This is a genomic window from Streptomyces scabiei 87.22 (assembly GCF_000091305.1).
Taxonomy (GTDB): domain Bacteria; phylum Actinomycetota; class Actinomycetes; order Streptomycetales; family Streptomycetaceae; genus Streptomyces; species Streptomyces scabiei.
Window position 1 is genome coordinate 5,722,730 of the sequence record NC_013929.1, and the last position, 16,971, is coordinate 5,739,700.

Sequence of the window (16,971 nt, forward strand, 5' to 3'; positions counted from 1 at the left end):
CCACGTGTGGGGTACAGCATCCGTGTTTACCCCGGCAATCCTGGTATGTCTCGCATCTTCGGTATGTCGGCGGGGCATTGATCTTCGAGGCCGGATCCTTTCGCCAGATGGGTACACGTATGCGAGAGGAATCGGCCACTGAGGACACGTCAACTCGGTGCGTGGGCAAGGCACCACAGCCACAGGGGGTACGCCATGGCCGCAAGGCCGCTCGTCGCCAGGCAGCCGAACGAACGACTGCAGGCGCTCATCCAGGAAGCGGGCTGTTCCAACGCGGGACTGGCCCGGCGGGTCAACATGTGCGGCGCGGAGCACGGCCTGGATCTCCGTTACGACAAGACGTCCGTGGCCCGCTGGCTGCGGGGACAGCAGCCGAGGGGCCGGGCGCCCGCGATCATCGCCGAGGCCCTCGGCCGCAAACTGGGCCGGACGGTCACGATCGACGAGATCGGCATGGCCAACGGCAAGAACCTCGCGTCCGGGGTCGGTCTGCAGTTCTCGCCGACGGTGCTCGGGGCGATCGAGCAGGTCTGCGAGTTGTGGCGCAGTGACGTGGGGCGGCGGGACTTCCTCTCCGGCTCGTCCGTCGCCGCCTCCGCGCTCGTCGAGCCCAGCCGGGACTGGCTGATCTCCGCACCGGACGCCCAGGTCGCCCGCACGGCGGGCCCCCGCGTGGGGTCGGCCGACGTGGACGCCGTGCGCGCGATGACACAGGCGCTCGTCGACCTCGACCACCAGTACGGCAGCGGGCACGTACGGCCGGTCGTCGTGCACTATCTGAACAGCGTCGTCTCGGGGTTGCTCGCCGGCTCCTACCGGGAGGCGGTGGGGCGGGAGCTGTTCGCCGCGGTCGCCCGACTGACCGAACTCGCCGGGTACATGGCGGTCGACACCGGTCAACCCGGCCTCGCCCAGCGGTACTACATCCAGGCGCTCCGCCTCGCCCAGGCCGCCGGCGACCGGGCCTACGGCGGTTACGTCCTGGCCGCCTCCATGAGCCACCTCGCCGCGCAGCTCGGAAACCCGCGGGAGATCGCGCAGTTGGCGCGCGCGGCGCAGGAGGGGGCGCGGGGGCGGGCCACTCCGCGTGCGGAGTCGATGTTCCACGCCGCGGAGGCGCGCGGGCACGCGCTGATGGGCGAGGCGCGCGCCGCGCAGGCCGCGGCGGGGCGCGCCGTCGAGGCACTGGAGGGCGCGGACCCCTCCGCCGGGGACGACCCGGTGTGGATCAGGCACTTCGACGAGGCTTATCTCGCCGACGAGTTGGCGCACTGCCACCGGGATCTGGGGCAGCCGGAGGCGGCCGCCCGGCGGGCCGAGGAGTCGTTGGCCAGACATCCGGAGTCACGGGCCCGGCGGCGGGCGATCGGCTATGTGCTCCTCGCCACGGCGCAGGTGCAGCAGCGGGAGATCGAACAGGCCTGTCACACGGGGATGAAGGCCGTGGAACTGCTGGGGTCGCTGCGCTCGAACCGCGGGGCGGAGTACCTGGACGAGTTCCAGCAGCGGCTGGAGCCGTTCCGGGAGGAGGCGGTGGTCAGGGAGTTCGGGGCGCGGATGGACCTGCAGGCGGCGTAGAGCGCCGCGGACGGGGTACTGGGACGGCTCGCGCGGTTTACCGCGCCCCGGCGGAGGCTGCGGCCCCTCGTCGGGGCGCGGGTGGTGCAAGGGCTGTCATCCGGAACCGGTAGCGTGAGCCGACGATTCCGCAAGTCCCCCATTCGTAGGAGTCCCGGTGACGCAGAGTGGACAGGGCGAGGAGCCCTCGGCGCGTACCGCGCGCGAAGGCATCGTGCTGCCCTCGGACGGTGGGGCCCCGCTCCATCCGAGCGATCTGCCACCGGCGCCGCTGCCGCCGTCCCCGCCCCGGCCGTGGGACCACCGCGAGCCGTGGGACCAGCGCGAGCCATGGGACCAGCGCGAGCCATGGGGCTCCGGGGAGCCCGCCGCGCCCGCCGACCCCTACAGCGGCGCGCCGTCGGCGCCGGCCGCTCCGGAGTGGGGCGGCCAGGGGAGCCAGAGCGCGTACGACGCGTACGGCGCGTACGGGGCCCAGACCGCGTACGGCACCCAGGGCGGGACGCCGCTGCCGCCCGAGGGTCCCCAGGGGCACGCGTACGGCCTCGGGGGGTACGACGGAGTGGGCTCGGGCGCGCCCCTGCCGCCGGTCGCCGGTGAGGTGGCGATGCCGCAGGCACCCATGGACGAGGGGGCCACCCAGTACCTGCCGCCCGTGCCGGCCGCCGGCGCCGTGCCGATGGACGAGAGGGCCACGCAGTACATACCGCCGGTGGCCGCGCACCCGCCCGCCGCGGAGGCCGCCACGCAGTTCCTGCCCCCGGTCGGGCCGGGCGCGCTGCCCCCGGAGGCGTCGGCCGACGCGACGGCGTACCTCGGCCGGGTCCCGGACCACGGCGCCGGGCCGATGCCGCCCGCCGGCCACCCCGGACAGCCCCCGCACGCGATGCCCGGCGGGAATCCGGACGCCCAGCCGACGCAGTTCATACCGCCGGTCGCCGCGCAGACGCCCGCCCCGCCGCAGTCGTACGGCGCGCCGGGGCAGCAGCGGGCGCAACAGCGCCGGCAGCCCCCGCAGCAGCCCGACGTGTTCGACAGTCTCTTCCGCAGCGACGCGGGGACCGCGGGTGTCTCCGGGGCCACCCAGCAGTTGCCGAAGATCGACCCCGCGCAGCCGCCGCAGGGCCCGAGCGGTCACGGCGGCCACGGCGGCCACACCGGGCGGTCGTCCTCCGCGAGACGGGAGAGCGGCGGCGCGGGGGGCGGCCGGACGAAGTCCAGGGCGCCGCTCATCGCGCTCGTCGGGGTGGGGATCGCGGTGCTCGGCATAGGCGCGGGCGCGCTGATGGCCGGCTCGGGGGACAAGGAGTCGCCGAGCGCCAACACGCCGGTGGCGGCGACCGGGGAGCCCGAGGAGTCGAAGGCGCCGGCCGACCCGGCGAAGGCACAGGCGGTCGCGCTGGACAAGCTGCTGGCGGACAGCGGCAACAGCCGCAACAGCGTGATCAAGGCCGTCGGGAACATCAGGACCTGCACGAACCTGGGGCAGGCCGCCACCGACCTGCGGGACGCGGCCGGGCAGCGCAACGAGCTGGTCACCCGGCTCGGCGAACTGTCCGTCGACAAGCTGCCCGACCACGAGGCCCTCACCGCCTCGCTCACCAAGGCATGGCAGGCGTCCGCCTCCGCCGACGACCACTACGCCGCGTGGGCCGACCAGACCGCCGGCAAGAAGGGCTGCCGCAAGGGCCAGGCCCGCCCCACCGGCCAGACCCAGGCCGGCAACGTGGCCAGCGGTACCGCCAGCGCGGAGAAGGCCAAGGCCGCGAAGCTCTGGAACACGATCGCCACGAAGTACGGCCTGACCCAGCGCCAGGCGGTCCAGCTGTAACGACGCGCCCCGGCCGGCCGGCGGTCCGTTCGCCGGCCCGAACCGGCCGGTCCGCTCAGCCCTCCGCCTCCACCAGGGTCTTCTCCACGTTCACGAAGTCCTGGCGGGCGGCGACCAGCCGGCCCTTGCGGACCACCTGGAAGGTGACGTCGGGGTTGACGAGGCGGGGGAAGCCGGCGGAGGCGATGAGGTCCTCGAAGCGCCATCGCAGGGGCGGCGTGAGACCGCCCGTGCCGACCTCCAGACCGTCGTCGAGGACGTGACGGACCGTCTGGGCGGTGACCTCGCCGTCGCCGATCTTCTCCAGGACGGTCCGCAGGACGGTGTACGCGATCCACGTGGTCTGCACGCCCGGGTCCGCCGGGTCGATCCGGTTGTCGTCGAAGGCGTGCTCCCGGATCACGCGCTTCATCCGTTCCCACCGCTTGTCGGTCTCCACCGGGTACCAGCCGGTGACGTACGCCCCCTCGTACGGCCCCGACCTGCCACCGGTCGCGTCGATCACCGTCTGGTCGACGCTGCCGAGCACGGTCCCGGTGCGGACGGACGGGTAGTCCGCGCGGTCCCGGCGGAAGGAGTCCATGAAGGTGAAGGTGCGGTCGCCGAGGGCCGGGACCACACACCCCCGCGCGGCCGGATCGGCGGCGGCCCGCCGCAGCGCCTCCCGTGCGTGCCCGCCGTACTCGGTGGCGTCCTCGGCCGCCAGCTGGTCCTCGGACCCCTTGTGACCCCCGGAGCGCAGCCCCGAGTCCAGCAGCAGGGGCAGCTGGTCACCGGCGATCGAGTCGGGGCGTACGAGGGCGACCGGGCCGCACGTCTTGGCGAGCTGCTCGCCGAGGCCCGCCATCAGCGCGGCCTGGCCGCCGTTGACCGGGTAGGACAGCGCGCTGGCGAACTCGTCGTCGGTGACGCCGTAGCCGCCGATGTAGGGGATGCCCGCGGACTCCAGCGGGGCGAGGTAGGAACGGCCGTGCTGGCTGTAGGACCCGACGACGGCGACGACGTTCGCGTCGGCGGCGCGGCGGGCGCACTTCGCGGCGGTCACGGTCTCGTTGTGGTCGTTGCAGGTGAGGACCCTCAGCTCGCGGCCGTTGATGCCGCCGTTGGCGTTGACCCAGCGGGCGTACGCCTTCGCCATCGCGGGCATGCCGGGCTTGTTGGTGGCGGCCGTCTTCTCGGGGGCCCAGGTCATGACGGTGACGGGGCCGTCCCCGGTACCCCCCGTGGTACCAGGGACGACCCCGCACCCGGCGACGAGCGACGCGCACGCCGCCAGCGTGGTGGCCCTGACCAGGAGTGTGGCGAGCCCTGGAGGGAGGTGGGTCAGCAGAGGGATCCGTCGTGCCCGGAAGCCAGTCATGACTCCGCACGATTCCGTCACATCGCCAACCCGGGCGTCACGGAGGGGCAACATGAGGTGACCGGGAGGTGAATTGCGAAGAGCTACGATCGTATTTTCCTGAGGTCGCAGAGAGGAACGCAGGATCGATGACCGTCCAAGGCTCGGAGACCCCTTCCCGTCGCGGGCGTCGCTCATCCACCATGGGCGACATGCCACTGAACGACATGCCGTGGTGGCGCTGGCGCAGCAATGTGCGCTCCGCGCTGCACATGCTCTCCGACCCCGGGTTCCAGCGAGACGTCTGGCTGGCCGGCGTCGACGGGTACGGGGACGTCACCGACGCCGTGTACCGCCTGGTGGAGGACACCTGGCTGGACAACTGGTCCGCCGAGAAGTACGTCGGCACGATCTTCCGTGACGCCCAGGAGGCGGCCCTCGTCGACACCGCCGTGCTGCGCGTGCTGCGGATCATGCACCAGGTCGGCCCGGACGCGCCCGTCTCCGCCTACCTCGACCACGACGCCTGGCCCGAGGCCGTGCGGGCCGCCCGTGAGGCCCACGTACGCCTCTCGGCGAGCGACGGCGAGGACCCGGACACGGCGCCGCGCACCCTCGAGGTGCTGCGGATCATGACGCGGGCGGCGTAGGACCGGCGGGACGTCGTCGGCGGGTGCCGCGAACGGGGCGCCGGAACGGGTCTCGCGGGCGGGTGTCGTGGGCGGGGTCCGGTCCTCGGGACGGTTGCCGGTACGGGTACGCCATATGGGACCCTGTCGGGCATGAACGAGCAGTCCACCCGAGCCGCGGCCCCCGCCGACCAGTACGTCCTCACCCTCGCCTGCCCCGACAAGCCGGGCATCGTGCACGCCGTGTCGAGCTACCTCTTCATGACCGGCGGCAACATCGAGGACAGCCAGCAGTTCGGCGACCACGACACGGGACTGTTCTTCATGCGCGTCCACTTCTCGGCGGAGGCGCCGGTGAACGTGGAGAAGCTGCGGGCCAGCTTCGCGGCGATCGGTGACTCCTTCCGGATGGACTGGCAGATCAACCGGGCCGACGAGAAGATGCGCGTCGTCCTGATGGTCAGCAGGTTCGGGCACTGCCTGAACGACCTGCTCTTCCGGGCCAGCATCGGGGCGCTGCCGGTGGAGATCGCGGCCGTGGTCTCCAACCACACCGACTTCGCCGAGTTGGTGAGGTCGTACGACATCCCGTTCCACCACGTTCCGGTCACCAAGGACACCAAGGCGCAGGCCGAGGCCCGGATACTGGAGATCGTGCGCGAGGAGAACGTCGAGCTGGTCGTGCTGGCCCGCTACATGCAGGTCCTCTCCGACGACCTCTGCAAGCAGCTCAGCGGCCGCATCATCAACATCCACCACTCCTTCCTGCCGAGCTTCAAGGGCGCGAAGCCGTACCACCAGGCGCACGCGCGGGGTGTGAAGCTGATCGGGGCGACGGCGCACTATGTCACCGCCGACCTCGACGAGGGGCCGATCATCGAGCAGGAGGTCGAGCGGGTGGGGCACGGGGTGACGCCCGAGGGACTGGTCGCGGTCGGGCGGGACGTGGAGTGCCAGGCGCTGGCGCGGGCGGTCAAGTGGCACGCGGAGCGGCGGATCCTGATGAACGGGCGGCGGACGGTCGTCTTCGCGTAGAGGCTCCGCCGGGCGGGGGGCGCCTTGTCGCTCGGGGGTGACTGCGGTTCTGCGTGTGCGTGTGCGGGTGCGTAGAGGCTGGTCGCGCAGTTCCCCGCGCCCCTGAATGGGCTGCGCCCGATTCAGGCTGTCTTCGGGTGCGGGTTGTGTGGGGTTGCTCGCGCAGTTCCCCGCGCCCCTGACGGGGCGCCCCCCTGACGGGGCGCGGCCCGGCTTTCTTCGTCTTCCTTTACATGCGGCTCAGGGCCGCTGCTGCGAACAGGACGTCCTTGATGGCCTCTCGGTCGCCGGACTGGCCCGCGGCCGCTTCCTCCGGGGGGACGTGGCCGGCGGCGAGGCGGCAGAACTCGACGCCGTCCAGGGCCACGTGGGCGACCTCGTGGCCGGCGGAGGCGGCGGCCGCGGGGGAGTCCAGCGGGATGAGCCACTCGCCGCCGCCGGCGCCCTCGATCTCCAGGCGGAGGCTGCGGCCGGGCGTGCCGGCGGGCGGGGACGCCAGCCCGGTCCGGCGGCGCTCGGCCAGGGACAGCGGCAGCATGCGCGCCGCCAGGTCGATCATGCCGTGCAGATGGCGGCCGGAGGGCGGCTCGTACGGGTAGTCCACGGCCTCCGCGATGTCCTCCGCGTGGATCCAGCACTCGAAGGCCCGGTCCAGCATCGCGTCCCGCAGGGGCAGTTCGAAGCCGCCGTACGAGACCGCCAGGCGCCCCGAGGCGTCGGAGCCGTCCCGTCCGCCGTCGCCCGTGAACGACGTCGTGCGGACGATGTCGTGGCTCTGCTGCCGCCAGGGCGCGCGCAGGGCGCGGCCGGGCGGGAAGCGGGACGCCTTCCAGTACGCCTCGGTGCGCCCCGCGGGCGTACGGTCGACCGGCCCGTCGTCCTCGGCGGCCGGCCGGCCGAGCGGGTCGTCCAGCCCGAGCGCCGCCGCGACCAGCCCGTCGACGCTGAGCAGATGCGCGATGACCCCGGCGACGGTCGTCCGCCGGCTCACCGGCCCGGCGCCCTGGAACCAGCGCAGCCGTACGGGCGCGTGCCAGTCGGCGGTGCAGATGTCCTGCAGCAGGGCGTCGAGGCGGGCCGTCTCCGCGTCGTACGGGGCGGCCCAGCGCGGAACGGGGATGCGCGGCGGGCGGCGGCCGAGACAGACGCCCAGCACCTGGGTGCGCAGCGCCGGGTCCAGGTCGAGGCTCTCCGGGGGATGCAGCAGGCCCACGGCCTCCCGCAGCCGCCGGGCCTCGTCCGCGCACGTCCCGCACGTACCCAGGTGCTCCTCGACGGCCAGCGCCTCCTCCGCCGAGCACGCGGCCAGCGCCCAGGCGCCGAGCAGGGCCTTGAGCACGTGGTGCTCCAGCACGAGGACCGCCGGGGGCGCCGCCGGCGGGGTGGGGTCCGGCAGTGGCAGCCCGGTGTCCTCCACGGAGGAGCGCGGCAGCGGTATGCGCGGCGGTCCGACCGGCTCGCTGCCGTCGCCGTCGCGGGGGCCGTCGGGTCCGGACGGTCCGCCGGAGCCGTTCCCCCGGCCGCCGGGCCCCTCGAACGGGGTCGGTCCGCCCGTCACGCCGTGGCCCCGGGTTCGGGCGGGGTGCCGGAGGGGCGGGTGTCGTGGGCGGTGGACAGGAGCTGGAGGCCGAGGCGGAGGCGGCGGCGGGCCTCGTCCTCGGTGACGCCGAGGTCGGCGGCGGTCTGGCGGTAGTCGCGGCGCTGGAAGTACGCCAGCTCCAGGGCGGCCCGCAAGGGGCTGGGCATCGCCTGCACTATGTAGTCGGCGCGGGCGGCGACCGAGGCGTGGTGGACCTTGCGCTCCAGGTCCTCCGCGGTGCCGCCGTCACCCCGGGCGAGCGCGGCGGTCTCGGTGGCGCGCAGCCGCTGCACCGCCAGGCGGTGGGTCAGCGCCGCCACCCAGGAGCGCAGGGGACCGTGCCGGGGGTCGTACGCCTCGGGGTTCTCCCAGAGCTGGAGGAACACCTCGCGGGTGATGCCGTCGGCGCCCCGCTCGTCGCCGAGGACGCGGTGGGCGAGCCCGTGCACGAGGGACGCGAACCGGTCGTACAGCTCACCGAGCGCCGCCGCCTCGCCCCGGGCCAGCCGCTGCTGCATCCTGCGGTCCCAGCGGGGCGGTGCGTCCTGCGTCGCCATACGGCCCCCTCACCCTGCTCGTACCTGCGCCGTTCCTGATGGCCGCCGGACCGCGGGACCGCGGACCCGGTGTCCGCCCGTCCCGTCCCCGGTCCTGTTTCCAGCCTCCGTGCACTGCCGTCCCGAATGTAGTCGGCACCGCTGACCGCGCACGCCCCTTTATGGCAATGTGCGCCCCTCCTGGGGTCGGAGGTGGTATGACCGCCGGCGCAAGCCGTTTCCATGCCGCCCACGTGGGCGGCAGCCCACTCTTCGTATGCTTGTACGACTGCCTGTGTGACTCCATGTGACTGGTGTACGGCCGGATCTGCCTGACTTCGACCGATGGATGTCCGATCCGCATCCATTCACGAGCAATAGTCGATCGCATGTGACCGTACTCGACAGAAATCGCACCGGAAAGGCCCCTGAATTGGCTCGCTTACCCCGCGCTTTCGGCGGGCGGGGGGTGTTTCATGGAGCGACGGCGGGGCAGCCGCGCAGCAGGAAGCGGTGCAGTGGCTTCCGGTTCGGCGACTGAGAGGCATCGCGGTGACGTTTCAGGTGACCGACGGCGATCAGGACGGGCAAGGCGTACCGGGCGACGACGTACGGGGTGAAGGCGTACGGAGCGAGTGGGCCGTCCTGCACGTGTCCGGTGAGATGGACCTGCTCACCTCGCCCCAGTTGCGCCAGCGCGTGCACGAGGCGGTGGCCGACGGCCGCCGCAGCCTCGTCCTCGACCTCACCGACGTCGTCTTCTGCGACTCCAGCGGTGTCGGGGTCCTCGTCGCCACCCGCCGGCTCATGCGGTCGTGCCGGGGACGGCTGCGGCTGATCCTGCCCGCCGACGGCCACGCGGGCGGCGGCCCGTCCGAGGGCGCGCACGTCAACCGCGTCCTCGCCGCCCTCGGCGTCCGCCGCCTCTTCGACGTCCACCCGGACGTCGCCTCGGCGGTCGCCCCGGAGCCCGACGACGAGGCCGGCCCGCTGTCGGCCTGACCTCCCGCATCCTCCCGAGGAGCGGCACGCGCGCAGGAGGCGTTCGCACACGTGGTGTCCCGGCGGCCACACAGATGTCCCGGAATTCCCGCAGTCTTGGTACAAGCGACGCTTTCCCGCACCGTCAGGGCCTCTGACGTCGTACGCTCCGTCCGAGAAGCACCCCACTTGACGTAAGGCGGGCCCGAGGAAACATGGTCAGCAGCGAGTACGAGCGCAGGATCGCCGCCCGGTTCGCCACCTTCGACCAGGACGGCAACGGCTGGATCGACCGCGAGGACTTCAGCGCGGCGAGCAAGGCGGTTCTCAACGAGTTCGGCACCACCGCCCGTTCGGACAAGGGCCAGGCCCTGTACGGCGGCGCCGAGGCCTTCTGGCAGGGCATGGCCGGCATAGCGGACCGGGACGGCGACCAGCGCATCACCCGGGACGAGTTCGTGAACGGCGCGGTGAAGCGGCTGCGGGACAACCCCGACCGCTTCGCCGAGATCGCCCGCCCCTTCCTGCACGCGGCCCTGGCCGTCGCGGACGCCGACGGGGACGGCAGGGCGACGGTCGAGGAGGCCGCCCGCGTCCTCAAGGCCCTCGGCGCCCCGGAGGAGGTGGCCGCCGCGGCCGCCGCCACGCTCGACACCGACGCCGACGGCAAGGTGGACGAGGTGGAGGTCGTGAACGCGTTCGCCCGCTACTTCACCGTCCCCGAGTAACGCTCCCGCAGCTTGTACTTGAGGACCTTCCGCAGGGTCTCGTTGCGCGGAAGGGTGTCCACCACCTCCACCTGCTCCGGCAGCTTGTGGACCGACAGCCCTTCCGCGCGCAGGTACGCCACCACCGCCTCCAGCGTCAGCGGCTCGGCCGACGGCGGCTGTTCCAGCACCGCGCAGACCCGTTCGCCGCGTTCGGCGTCCGGGAGTCCGATCACCGCCACGTCCCGGACCGCCGGGTGGCCGTGCAGCAGGTCCTCGATCTCCTTGGCCGAGATGTTCTCGCCCTTGCGGATGATGACGTCCTTCGCACGGCCCGTCAGCACCAGATGGCCGCTGCCGGTGAGGTGCCCGAGGTCGCCCGTCACGAAGAACCCGTCCGCGTCGAAGGCCGCCGCCGACTGCGCCGGGTCCAGATAGCCCCGGCAGACCGCCTCCCCCCGCAACCGCACCTCCCCGTCCGCCGCGATCCGGATCTCCATCCCGGCCGGGGGCCGTCCCTCCGTCGTCGCCAGGTTCTCCGCCGAGTCGTCCGGCGCCCCCATCGTGATCATCGGCACCTCGGTCATGCCGTACCCGTGGGTGAGCTGCACGCCCATCTCCCGGACGACCGCGTGGTAGACCTCGGGCGGCTTCGGCGCCCCGCCGCCCGCGAGCAGCCGCAGGGTGGGCACGACGGGCACGCCCGGCTGCTTGCGCTGCTCGGCCAGGAACATCGAGTAGAACGCCGTCGAGCCGCCCGCCACGGTCACCCCGTGCTTGCGGTAGCCCTCCAGCGCGTCCGGCAGCGCGAAGTGCTCGAACAGCACCGCCGGGAAGCCGTACAGCAGCAGCATCACCAGGTAGTCCGGGCCGCCTATGTGCGCGTACGGGAAGGCGACCGAGCCGACGTCGTCCCGGGTGAGGCGCAGCGCATGGGCGAGGCAGGAGCCGCCCGCGATCAGTGAACGGTCCGTGTGCAGGACGCCCTTGGGGTCGGAGGTGGTGCCCGAGGTCCAGTAGATCCAGCGGACGGTGGTGCCGTCGGCCGGCGGGGCGGGGAGCGCCGAGGGGTCGCCCTCCGGGAGCCGGTCGTACGCCTCGAAGACGCCGCGCGCCCCCAGCCGCCGGGCCATCTCCGTGTGGTCGAAGCCCCGCCACTCGCCCGGCACCGCGAAGAACTCCGCCTTCGACTCCCGCAGCGCGAAGCCGACCTCGCGGTCGCGGTAGAAGGGGATGACCGGGGACTGGACGGCGCCGAGGCGTGCCAGGGCCAGGGAGAGCAGGACCGTCTCGATCCGGGTGGGCAGCTGCCAGGCGACGACGGTGCCCGGGCGTACGCCCCTGTCGTACAGCCCGGCCGCCACCCGCTCGGCGCGGGCGCGCAGTTCGCCGAAGCTCAGGGTGCGGTCGTCCTGGAGCAGGACGGGCCGGTCGGGGGTGAGGCCGGCGCGGCGGTCGAGGAGTTCCCACAGGGTGCGGGACGTGCCGAGTGCGTGGGCGGTGTCATTCACAGCGCGGGCCCCCTGCCGAGAGAAGCTGACGAACTGTCAGATCGTGGCCAGAGCGTAGGCCGGGGCGCCTTGTCGGTCCAGGGGTGTGCCACTAACCTGCTCCACAGGATCTGACGGTCCATCAGATAACTGAGTGGGGGATCCATGACCGAACTGCCCCGCATCATCAGCGTCGACGACCATGTGATCGAGCCCGCGCACCTCTTCGACACCTGGCTGCCGGAGAAGTACCGCGACCGGGGTCCGAAGCCCCTCACCGCCGGGATCGGCGAGCTGGCGTACGTCGCCGGCAAGTACCAGATCACCATGGACCCGGAGGGGCAGCCGACGGACTGGTGGATCTACGAGGACCTGAAGTTCCCGTACAAGCGGAACATCGCGGCCGTCGGCTTCGACCGGGACGAGATGACCCTGGAGGGCATCACCCGCGAGGAGATGCGGCGCGGCTGCTGGGACCCGAAGGCCCGGCTGGCGGACATGGACCTCAACCACGTCGAGGCATCCCTCTGCTTCCCGACCTTCCCGCGCTTCTGCGGCCAGACCTTCGCCGAGGCGCACGACAAGGAGGTCGCCCTCGCCTGCGTGCGCGCCTACAACGACTGGATGGTCGAGGAGTGGTGCGGTGACAGCGGCGGCCGGCTCATCCCGCTCTGCCTGATCCCCCTGTGGGACGTCGGCCTCGCGGTCGAGGAGATCCGGCGGAACGCCGCCCGGGGCGTCCGGGCCGTCACCTTCTCCGAGATCCCCACCTACCTCGGCCTGCCCTCCATCCACTCCGGCTACTGGGACCCCTTCTTCGCGGCCTGCCAGGAGACCGGCACGGTCGTCAACATGCACATCGGCTCCAGCTCCCAGATGCCGGCCGCCTCACCCGACGCACCCCCCGCCGTCCAGGCCTCGCTCTCCTTCAACAACGCGATGGCCTCGATGATGGACTTCCTCTTCAGCGGGGTCCTGGTGAAGTTCCCGACCCTCAAACTCGCCTACAGCGAGGGGCAGATGGGCTGGATCCCCTACGCCCTGGAACGCGCCGACGACGTCTGGGAGGAACACCGCGCCTGGGGCGGCGTACGCGACCTGATCCCCGAGCCGCCGTCGACGTACTACTACCGGCAGATGTTCTGCTGCTTCTTCCGCGACAAGCACGGGGTCGCCTCGCTGGACGTCGTGGGACGGGACAACGCCACCTTCGAGACCGACTACCCGCACGTCGACTCGACCTTCCCGCACACCAAGGAGGTCGCCCTCGACCATGTGAAGGGCCTCGACGACGAGACCGTCTACAAGCTCATGCGCGGCAACGCGATCCGCATGCTCGGCCTCGACTTCGACCGCGGCCTGGGTACATAGGGGCTCGGGCCGTGGATCTCGCGTACAGCCCGGCGGAGGAGGAGTTCCGGGCACGGCTGCGGGAGTGGCTGGCCAAGACGCTCCCCGCGCTGCCGCCGAAGCCGTCCCCCGACGACTGGCCCGGGCGGCGCGCCTACGACCTCGGCTGGCAGCGGACCCTGTACGACGCCGGGTACGCCGACGTCCACTGGGACGCCTCGCCGACCACGCGGCTGATCTTCCTGGAGGAGACGGAGAAGGCGGGCGCCCCGTACGTGGGCGCGGGGTTCGTCGGGCTGCTGCACGCCGGGCCCACCATCGCCGCCGAGGGGACGGCCGGGCAGCGGGCGCGCTGGCTGCCGCCGATCCTGCGCGGCGAGGAGGTCTGGTGCCAGGGGTTCAGCGAACCGGACGCCGGGTCCGACCTCGCGGCCCTGCGCACCCGCGCGCACCGGGACGGCGACCACTACGTGGTGAGCGGGTCGAAGATCTGGACCTCGCACGCCGAAGTCGCCGACTGGTGCGAACTGTTGGTGCGCACGGACCCCGGGGCGCCGAAGCACCGGGGCATCACCTGGCTGGCGATGCCCATGGACGCGCCCGGGGTGACCGTACGGCCGCTGCGCACCCTCGCCGGCTCCACCGAGTTCGCCGAGGTCTTCCTCGACGAGGTACGGGTGCCGGTCGCCAACCGGGTGGGCGAGGAGAACGACGGGTGGCGCGTGACGATGGTGACGCTGTCGTTCGAGCGCGGAACGGCCTTCGTCGGCGAAGTGGTCGCCTGCCGGAGGGTGTTGGGGGAGATCGCGCGGGAGGCGCGGGAGAACGGACGCTGGGACGACTGCTCGGTGCGGCGGCGGCTGGGACGGCTGAACGCGGAGTTCCGGGCCCTGTGGCGGCTCACGCAGTGGAACGTGAGCGCGGCGGAGGCGTCCGGAGGGGTGCCGGGGGTGGGCGGGTCGGTCTTCAAACTCAGGTACTCGCGCGCGCGGCAGGAGCTGTTCGACGCGGCGGGGGAGGTGCTGGGGGCGGGGGCCGTCGACCTCGGGCGGCCGTGGGTCCTCGACCGGCTCGGCTCGCTGTCGTACACCATCGCCGCGGGGACCTCCGAGATCCAGCGGAACATCGTGGGCGAACGGATCCTGGGGCTGCCCAAGGGATGACGGGCGCATGCGGTCTCGTACTCGGTGTCGTACTCGGTCTCGTACTCGGTGTCGATGAGGGGCGGTCGGCTGTGCGGTTTCGGCTCACGGAGGATCAACGGGCGTTGCGCGACGGCGTTCGGGAGCTGCTGGCGCGGCGGTTCGGACAGGAGGCGCTCCGGGCGGCCGTCGAGCGGCCCGGGCTGGACCGGGGGCTCTGGCGGGAGCTGGGGGCGGCCGGGTTCTTCGCGTTGCGGCTGCCGGAGGCGGAGGGCGGGGTCGGTCTGGGGCTGCCGGAGGCCGTGTTGGTGTTCGAGGAGGCGGGGCGGGCCCTGTTGCCGGGGCCCCTCGTGGCCACGCACCTCGCGGCGGGCACGGTGCCGGGGGCGGCGACCGGGGAGGCCGTGGTGACCGCCGTCGGGGGCGGAGGACTGGTGGAGTGGCTGGCGGAGGCGGACGCCGTCGTGGACACGGCGGGGCGCGTGCGGGGAGCCGGAGATGCGCGGGAGACCGCGGCGCGCCGGGAGGCCGAGGGCCCGCGGGAGGCCGGAGTGCTTCGGGCGGCCGGGGGTCTTCACGGGGCCGGGGAGGTGCGGGAGGCCGTGGAGGTGCGGTCGGTCGATCCGTTGACGCCGCTGCACCGGGTGCCGGGGGGCGGTTCGGCCCCCCGCCCCGATGATCTGTTCGTCCTGCTCACCGCCGCCGAGCAGGTGGGGACGGCGGTCCGGGCCTGCGAGGCCGCCGTGCAACACGCCCGGACGCGGGAGCAGTTCGGGCGGCCGGTCGGGGCGTTCCAGGCGGTCAAGCATCTCTGCGCCGAACTGCTGGTGCGGGTGGAGGTGGCGCGGACGGCGGTGTACGCGGCGGCCGTGACCGCCGATCCGGTGGACGTCGCGGTGGCCCGGCTGCTGGCCGACGAGGCCGCGGTGCGCGGTGCGCGCGACTGTCTCCAGGTGCACGGCGGCATGGGGTTCACCTGGGAGGCCGACGTACACCTGTGTCTGAAGCGGGCATGGGTACGGGCGGAACGTGGTGGATTGATCACGGAGAGTGAGGAGTTGTTGGCGAAGGAACTGCTGAGCGAGGCGGTGTAACCGCGCTGACCAGGCACGGAGCGGAAAGGTGTGGCACCGTAATCCGCGAATGTCGCGGAACGTGGCATACCGGAATTACCGAGCGTTGATACCGGGTTGTGTCCTAGGTGTGACTTGTCACGGCCTGGAGTCGGAGTCCCGCTCCGGTACCTTCTGGTGGATGCGAGTGGTTCCGAGGTCGAGCCGAGCCGGTGTTGCCCCTGTGGCGGCCCCGGATCCGGCGGTGCGCGGTACCCGTGAAGTGGGCCGCAGTCTCGCGGCCCCGGTCTGTTCGACTCCCCGCGACGAGCGTCGCACAGTATGCCGTACGCGTACTCCTTCGCGCTGGAATATGCCCGAAGCGCTTGTTGGGGTGACTGTACGTCAACCATGCTGTCCTGTAAGGGGATCACGTTCCGTGATCCCGGTGTCGACGGTGTCGATGACGGTGGCGTCGGCCAGGCAGCAGATGACCACGATCGTGGCCCCTGAGGGGCGTGCGGCGATGTGTCCGCCGGTTCGGATGGTGTGAGCGGTGCAGGTGCTTCAAGTGCAGCTGGAGATCCGGCCCGACCCCGCAGAGGTGGGTCGTGCACGGAGATGGGCCCGTTCACGGCTCGCCGGGTCCGGGATAGGGGACGACGAGCCGCTCGCCGAGACGCTGATCCTCCTCGTCTCCGAGCTGGTCACCAACGCGGTGGTGCACACCGGCCGTCCGGCCGTGCTGCGGCTGCTGCTGTCCGGTCTGCGTGACGGCGCGGTCGGCAAGGTCCGCCTGGAGGTCGCCGACACCAGCGCGTGTCCGCCGGCCCCGCGGTGCGCCGACGGCGACGAGACGGGCGGACGCGGCCTCGCCCTCGTCGAGGTCCTCGCGGACCGCTGGGGCTGGTCCTACGAGGGTGTCGGCAAACGCATCTGGTGCGAGCTGGACCGGGTGGTGCCGGGGGTCGCCGGGGCGGTCGGCTTCTCGGGTGCGTCGGGTGCGTCGGGTGCGTCGGGTGGTGCGCCGGCGGTGGGCGGTGGCGTCCTGGCGCCGGCGGTCTATCCGGCGTGCGGTGCGGTGACCGGGGTCGCGGCGGTGACCCGGGAGAGCCGGGCGCGCGAGGGAATGGCGTACGAGGCGGTCTAGGGCGTGTTGCGAAAGTCGCGCCTGCCTCGCGACGCCATGCACGCACTCTCGCCGCACCGGGCGAAAGCCCAAGTACATCCAGTACGAGGGCTTCCGCCCGGCACGCCGAGAGCACGCACCTGACGCCGCGAGGCCCGCCCTTCGGGCGAACGACGGGACTTTCGCAACACGCCCTAGGCCGGGGTCGGTCGGCCACTCCTGGCTGCCTGGCCGCACACCTCTGACGCCGGGGCGGGCCCGGGTCCTCAGGGGCGCGGGAAACCGCGCGAGCAACCACGACGCACCCGCACCCGCACCCGCACAGCACCCCCGACTCGGCACACCCATCCACTCGCCCGTCCGCTCGTCCGCTCGTCCGCCCGCCCGCCCACCCACCCACCCACCCGTCCGCCCGCCCGCGATCGTGCCCAAGGTCCTGGGTCTGGGTGCGGAGCGGGCCCGCCGAAGCCGGATGGCGGCGCGCGGTGCCGTGCTCGGGGCGGGCAGCGGCGCGCCGCCAGCCGGCTCAGGGGCCTGGAGGTCCCGGGTTCCGGGCCTCGGTCCCGGTCTCCGGGCGCGGTGCGCGGTGTGCC

At 72.8% G+C, this 16,971-nt stretch carries 14 protein-coding genes; 10 read left to right on the plus strand and 4 right to left on the minus strand.

Features of this window, described 5'->3' with window-relative positions; translation table 11 throughout:
- The first annotated feature begins 195 nt into the window (after window positions 1–195).
- Both SCAB_RS24550 and SCAB_RS24555 read left to right on the plus strand, forming a co-directional pair.
- Window positions 196–1,578, plus strand: coding sequence for a hypothetical protein (locus tag SCAB_RS24550; protein ID WP_013002765.1), 1,383 nt, complete (start codon window positions 196–198; stop codon window positions 1,576–1,578).
- 157 nt (window positions 1,579–1,735) lie between these two features.
- Complete coding sequence (locus tag SCAB_RS24555) at window positions 1,736–3,409, plus strand: hypothetical protein (protein ID WP_041669580.1); 1,674 nt, start codon at window positions 1,736–1,738, stop codon at window positions 3,407–3,409.
- 55 nt (window positions 3,410–3,464) lie between these two features.
- Here SCAB_RS24555 and SCAB_RS24560 read toward each other — a convergent pair whose 3' ends face one another.
- Window positions 3,465–4,769 carry an ABC transporter substrate-binding protein gene (locus SCAB_RS24560; protein WP_013002767.1) on the minus strand — a complete coding sequence of 435 codons (1,305 nt, stop codon included), beginning with the start codon at window positions 4,767–4,769 and terminating at the stop codon, window positions 3,465–3,467.
- A 128-nt stretch (window positions 4,770–4,897) separates the two neighbouring features.
- Here SCAB_RS24560 and SCAB_RS24565 point away from each other — a divergent pair, with 128 nt between their 5' ends.
- Both SCAB_RS24565 and purU read left to right on the plus strand, forming a co-directional pair.
- Window positions 4,898–5,398 (plus strand): SCO4402 family protein, encoded by a 501-nt coding sequence (locus tag SCAB_RS24565; RefSeq protein ID WP_013002768.1) that lies wholly within the window; start codon window positions 4,898–4,900, stop codon window positions 5,396–5,398.
- Between the two features lie 132 nt (window positions 5,399–5,530).
- Window positions 5,531–6,412, plus strand: a complete 882-nt coding sequence (gene purU, locus SCAB_RS24570; protein ID WP_013002769.1) for a formyltetrahydrofolate deformylase — start codon at window positions 5,531–5,533, stop codon at window positions 6,410–6,412.
- 229 nt (window positions 6,413–6,641) lie between these two features.
- Here purU and SCAB_RS24575 read toward each other — a convergent pair whose 3' ends face one another.
- Complete coding sequence (locus SCAB_RS24575; protein ID WP_013002770.1) at window positions 6,642–7,970, minus strand: zf-HC2 domain-containing protein; 1,329 nt, start codon at window positions 7,968–7,970, stop codon at window positions 6,642–6,644.
- Window positions 7,967–8,548: a sigma-70 family RNA polymerase sigma factor gene (locus SCAB_RS24580; RefSeq protein ID WP_013002771.1), complete on the minus strand. Its 582-nt coding sequence runs from the start codon at window positions 8,546–8,548 to the stop codon at window positions 7,967–7,969. The genes SCAB_RS24575 and SCAB_RS24580 overlap by 4 nt, the downstream gene beginning before the upstream one ends.
- 525 nt (window positions 8,549–9,073) lie before the next feature.
- Between SCAB_RS24580 and SCAB_RS24585 the strand changes: the two genes are divergently transcribed.
- Window positions 9,074–9,529 (plus strand): STAS domain-containing protein, encoded by a 456-nt coding sequence (locus tag SCAB_RS24585; protein WP_374194948.1) that lies wholly within the window; start codon window positions 9,074–9,076, stop codon window positions 9,527–9,529.
- 194 nt (window positions 9,530–9,723) lie between these two features.
- Entirely contained in the window at window positions 9,724–10,236 is a 513-nt protein-coding gene (locus SCAB_RS24590) for an EF-hand domain-containing protein (protein WP_013002773.1), read from the plus strand.
- On the opposite strand, the gene SCAB_RS24595 is transcribed toward SCAB_RS24590, so the two are convergent.
- Window positions 10,215–11,726, minus strand: coding sequence for a class I adenylate-forming enzyme family protein (locus tag SCAB_RS24595; RefSeq protein WP_013002774.1), 1,512 nt, complete (start codon window positions 11,724–11,726; stop codon window positions 10,215–10,217). The genes SCAB_RS24590 and SCAB_RS24595 overlap by 22 nt on opposite strands.
- A gap of 144 nt (window positions 11,727–11,870) precedes the next feature.
- Here SCAB_RS24595 and SCAB_RS24600 point away from each other — a divergent pair, with 144 nt between their 5' ends.
- From SCAB_RS24600 to SCAB_RS24615, 4 genes are all read left to right on the plus strand, one after another.
- Window positions 11,871–13,076: an amidohydrolase family protein gene (locus tag SCAB_RS24600; RefSeq protein ID WP_013002775.1), complete on the plus strand. Its 1,206-nt coding sequence runs from the start codon at window positions 11,871–11,873 to the stop codon at window positions 13,074–13,076.
- 11 nt (window positions 13,077–13,087) lie between these two features.
- Window positions 13,088–14,218: an acyl-CoA dehydrogenase family protein gene (locus SCAB_RS24605; protein WP_013002776.1), complete on the plus strand. Its 1,131-nt coding sequence runs from the start codon at window positions 13,088–13,090 to the stop codon at window positions 14,216–14,218.
- Between the two features lie 71 nt (window positions 14,219–14,289).
- A complete protein-coding gene (locus SCAB_RS24610; RefSeq protein ID WP_037722606.1) occupies window positions 14,290–15,291 on the plus strand; it encodes an acyl-CoA dehydrogenase family protein in 1,002 nt (333 codons plus the stop codon).
- 514 nt (window positions 15,292–15,805) lie between these two features.
- A complete protein-coding gene (locus SCAB_RS24615; protein ID WP_013002778.1) occupies window positions 15,806–16,399 on the plus strand; it encodes an ATP-binding protein in 594 nt (197 codons plus the stop codon).
- The last annotated feature ends 572 nt before the right edge of the window (window positions 16,400–16,971 follow it).